At 54.8% G+C, this 4,294-nt stretch carries 6 protein-coding genes; 2 read left to right on the top strand and 4 right to left on the bottom strand.

The annotated features are described in order from the left end of the window. On the top strand, window positions 1–215 hold a 215-nt coding region (locus ABJQ89_RS09700; protein ID WP_348496048.1), incomplete at its 5' end, for a hypothetical protein. Between the two features lie 171 nt (window positions 216–386). Further along, window positions 387–1,346, top strand: a complete 960-nt coding sequence (locus ABJQ89_RS09695) for an ADP-ribosylglycohydrolase family protein (RefSeq protein WP_348496047.1) — start codon at window positions 387–389, stop codon at window positions 1,344–1,346. A 286-nt stretch (window positions 1,347–1,632) separates the two neighbouring features. Here ABJQ89_RS09695 and ABJQ89_RS09690 read toward each other — a convergent pair whose 3' ends face one another. From ABJQ89_RS09690 to ABJQ89_RS09675, 4 genes are all read right to left on the bottom strand, one after another. Beyond that, a complete protein-coding gene (locus tag ABJQ89_RS09690; RefSeq protein WP_348496046.1) occupies window positions 1,633–2,265 on the bottom strand; it encodes a tyrosine-type recombinase/integrase in 633 nt (210 codons plus the stop codon). Between the two features lie 271 nt (window positions 2,266–2,536). Then, window positions 2,537–3,142 carry a ferric reductase-like transmembrane domain-containing protein gene (locus tag ABJQ89_RS09685; RefSeq protein WP_348496045.1) on the bottom strand — a complete coding sequence of 202 codons (606 nt, stop codon included), beginning with the start codon at window positions 3,140–3,142 and terminating at the stop codon, window positions 2,537–2,539. Window positions 3,143–3,213: 71 nt separating this feature from the next. Beyond that, window positions 3,214–3,888 (bottom strand): NAD(P)H-binding protein, encoded by a 675-nt coding sequence (locus ABJQ89_RS09680; RefSeq protein ID WP_348496044.1) that lies wholly within the window; start codon window positions 3,886–3,888, stop codon window positions 3,214–3,216. A gap of 54 nt (window positions 3,889–3,942) precedes the next feature. After that, window positions 3,943–4,294 (bottom strand): cytochrome b/b6 domain-containing protein (locus ABJQ89_RS09675; RefSeq protein ID WP_348496043.1); only part of this gene is annotated, 352 nt, incomplete at its 5' end.

The following is a 4,294-nucleotide window of genomic DNA, read 5'->3' as shown; positions in this document are numbered from 1 at the left end:
CATCATTCGATCTCGTTTTACCTGGCCACGGACCAACCGCAGGGTCACGCCAGGCCATTGACGACGCGCTCATCTACCTTGACCATACGCAAGCCGCCTATGCCAAAGCAGCCACTGGTGATGAATTGAAAGCCGCAATTTTGGATCGCTACCCATCTTACCTTGCAGCAAGTCTGGTTGACATTCAGAACCTGTTCTTGTTCCCCAAAACCTAAGACAAAGGCTACCGCAGATATCATGCATGCTTGCGGTAGCGCACGGCTCTCGAAGAATTGAGAGCAACGAAGCGTTGGACGTGTTTAGAAGTGGGGCGAGAGCTTCGAACGCATCCAAGTCACCTAAGCGCTTAAGTCTCGCATCGCGCCTTAGATAAAGAAAGGTCTGTTATGACCAAGAATGCTGAACTTCTCCTTGGGGCACTTGTGGCTGATGCCGCCTGTCTCGGTTTACACTGGATCTACAACGTTGATATTATTTCCGATATCGTCGCGCGCCAGAACGGAATGTCTGCGTTTACGCCGGTAGATCCCAAAAACTTTGAAAAGGTTAAGACCTTTGCCCACAAAGACCGACGCAACGGCATGTTCACCCAGATCGGCGAAGTTTTACATCTGACAATTCAATCGATGAACGCCAATGGTGGTGAATTTGACGTATCCGCCTATGAGGCTGCATTCGCTGCATTCTTTGGTGCGGGCGGCGCCTACCGAGGGTTCATGGACAAGCCGACACGAGGCGCATTAGAAAACATCGCGGCCGATGTCCGGCCGTCGGGGATCGACGACAATCAAACACCCGCACTGTCACGACTGCCTGCGATTTTGGTGGGGTATCACGGTCAAGATCAACTGCCCGACATGATCAAAACCGCTATGGAAGTCACCAATATCAACACAGAAGCAATGGCCTTCAGCAACGTCTTCGCCGACCTAACAACCCGCGTCATGAACGACGAACCACTGGAAACCGCACTTCAGGCTGCAGTCAACGCAGCCGACGACATTGCAAAAGCCGATTTGCTAAATGCTTTGAACACAACCGAAGACTGCTCAATCGTCTTTGCGGGTATCAATGGTCTGATGGGGCGGGCATGTTATCTGTCAGCGGCGGGACCCGTGATTTTCCATATCCTGGCACGAAGTACATCCTATCAAGATGCCATTGAACGCAACATTCTTGCCGGAGGAGACAGTGCCGGGCGATCAATCATGATCGGTGCTATCATGGCCCGTATCCACGGTGTTGCGACTGACAAAGGAGTGCCGCTTTCTTGGGTTTTGGAATTAGAAGGTGGTGATAAGGTTTGGCGAGATTGTAAGATTTTGTCCCGCGCCTCGATTGGTTAACCCGCGAGCTACGAATGGATTGTTTGGTGATGACACCAAATCTAACAGTTCAAAGGCTGCTTCGGTGAAGTGCACTGCGTTGCGGCAGCAAACCTGCTGCAAGAACGAGAAAATGCTGCGTCAGCGATAGCCGCGGCTGCAAAATGCGGGTTGTCCGCAGACCGACCTTCTTAACCGAGCAAATGCTGCACGATGCACGACTGTCTGCAATGACGGCCTGCGCTGCAGCATCTCGAAGAGGCGATGAATGGCCGGTTTGGGCCGCCCCTGTAAGCGGCCCTCCTTTCTAGATTTCGATGGCTTCTGCGATGGCCAAAGCGTCTTCAAGTTCAACACCAAGATATCGGACAGTGCTATCCATCTTGGTATGCCCCAACAAAAGTTGAACAGCGCGCAGGTTGCCCGTTTTCTTGTAAATCTGGGTCACCTTCGTTCGACGCATCGAATGGGTGCCGTAGGCGGTCGCTTCCAAGCCAATCGACGTCACCCAATCTCGGACGATCCGCGCATACTGACGGGTCGAGATGTGTAGCAGTTCGTGGAAGCGGCCAGGCCAGAGATATTCCGACCCAACCATCAGTGGATCTTCCATCCACTTTGCGACCGATGCTCGGGTGCCTTCAGAAATCTCAAACCGAACGGGTTTCTGTGTCTTACTTTGTAGAACCGACGCCCGCTCCTTAATCTGGCCTGACGCCATAACATCGACGACTTGCATGCGACAGAGATCACAACCGCGCAACTTGCTATCAATCGCCATGTTGAAGAGGGCGAGGTCGCGATGGTTCTTGGCGAGCTCTAGCCGGACCCTGATCGCCCAGACATGCTTTGGCTTCAATGGACGCTTCTGGCCCACAATGCGGCCCTTATTCCAAGCAGGGCGAAGCGCACGAATGACAGGTAAGTTTGGTGTTTCCATGACTGATCCTCCGATCCGCCAATCCCTCCCACAACGACAACCAGACGTTGACCAAAGCAATATATCACAGGATGCTGCGATGCATCCGAGGTCTGGAAAGAGCCCAAACTGGCCGATGCTGCAGCACGTGCGAATGGCTGCGAACTGCGGCAAGCAGCTTTGCAAATAGATCCGGTATTGATGACTGCAAAAGTACACGACGAAAGCGTCGCTTGAGACTTGCTCCCCTTTGCGCTGCATGATGCATTGTTTCAAGGCATCGAGGCAGTCGCTATGCCGCGACGGACCGTGGCCGCAGATACCAGTACCAGACACGGTAGGCTTCAAGCGCTATCAGGGGGGCAAAGTGGACCAGGGCGGGTGCTGCGCCGTTCCAGTCATGTAGTGCGGCCCAATGGACCAGTGTCAGCACGGCGGCGGCGTAAGTCCAGCGTTGCACCCACTTCCACCACTTGCCCATTTTGCGCACGAAGTAGTCCATGGACGTCAGAGCCAGTGGCACAAAGATGATAAACGCGATCCAGCCGGTCCAGATGTAAAGGCGTGGTAACTCGTCAACGACGGTTGTTAGTGACGCCTTGTCCAGCAGGTAGAAAATTGTGTGCAGCAGCCCATAGCCAAAAGAGGCAACGCCCAAATAACGACGGTTGCGTTTCAACCATTGCGGTCCACGCCAGCCCTTGAGCAGCATCGCCAAAGGGGTCGCCATCATCGTGACAATCAACAACCGGGCAGAGGTTTCACCAGACGGGTGCACGAGAATATGAAAGATCCTCGGGTTATTGGACGTGAGCGCCTCAAAGGTCATCATGATCGCCAAAGATGACAGGACGAGCCATGTCAAATAGGGTCTGGTGAGTTCAAAAAAGTGCTTCATTGTCCGTTTCGTTCTGTTGTCATTTTCCATGAAACGGACCCGCCGCGCGTTTCCGTCGCGACGGGCCGGATTTATTTTTGCGAGACCATCGGTGCCTTGCCGTAAAGGTCTGCACGGTCCAACGCGTCGATCAACCACTGCGCCACGGTCGCGCGTGAAATCTGCATTGCGGGTTTGGGGTGGTTGGCCCCATCCACTACGTAGCTTTCGATCACGGGGGCCGTCCCTTCCTTTTTGCCCAGCATCATCGCGCGGCCCACTGTCCAATCCAGCCCAGACGCGGCGAGAGCATCTTCGACCATTTCGTGATCGCGATAGGCGTGGCCCAAGTTGGACCACTTGATCAGCATCCGCATGATCAACGGCGCAGTGTCATAGCTTTCGTTCGCCCCGGCGGCCCCCAGTGTGACGATGCGACTCAAGCCTTGGTCGTTCATCGCGGCAATGGTGGTATCCATAATGTCTTTCAAAAGCGTGTCGCTGTTCACCGGCTTGGCAAACGGAGAGTCCGAGGCGCGAGCGTTGTTCAGCGTGCTGATAACCACGTCGCTGCCTTGCATCGCCTCGGCGACGTTGTCGGCATTTTCAGGTGTACCTTTGATCAGCGTCAGGTTGGCGTGAGTTTGCGATATCACGGACGGGTTGCGCACCAAGGCTCGCACGATGTGTCCTGCGCCCAAGGCCTGTTGCATCACTAAGGTTCCCGTGCGGCCAGAACCGCCATAAAGGAGGATCGTTTTAGTCATCTTCATTTCCTTTGAAGAAAGGCTGGGCCTGCCACGCGGCGGACCCCGTTTTGGTTAAGTTCTGCGCGATGGTATCATCCGCCGCAGCGTGCCGTCCTTGCGCACGAACTGGTTGAAAATGGCCGCAGCAGCGTGCGCGGTGATCAGGCCAAAAAGCACAAGGTTCAACAGCCAGTGCACATAGCCCAAGTCAGCGACACCGTTCCATGTCATCCCACCCGTGATCACCATACCAATCAGCGTTCCATAAAGCGACCAGTGTACAGCCGTGGCAACCTTGGCCTGCATCGGGGATGTGCCAGGGGCGTGTCCGGGTGCGCCAAAGCGGTAGCGCAGATAGAGCCGCGCAAGCACCGCAAGCAGGATTGTCGAGCCAAAGCCGACGTGGACCAACGCCATAGTCATG

It is taken from the genome of Planktotalea sp. (genome assembly GCF_039984035.1).
GTDB lineage: Bacteria > Pseudomonadota > Alphaproteobacteria > Rhodobacterales > Rhodobacteraceae > Planktotalea.
The sequence above is the reverse complement of the archived record's forward strand: the minus strand, read 5'-3'. Positions and strand labels throughout refer to the sequence as shown.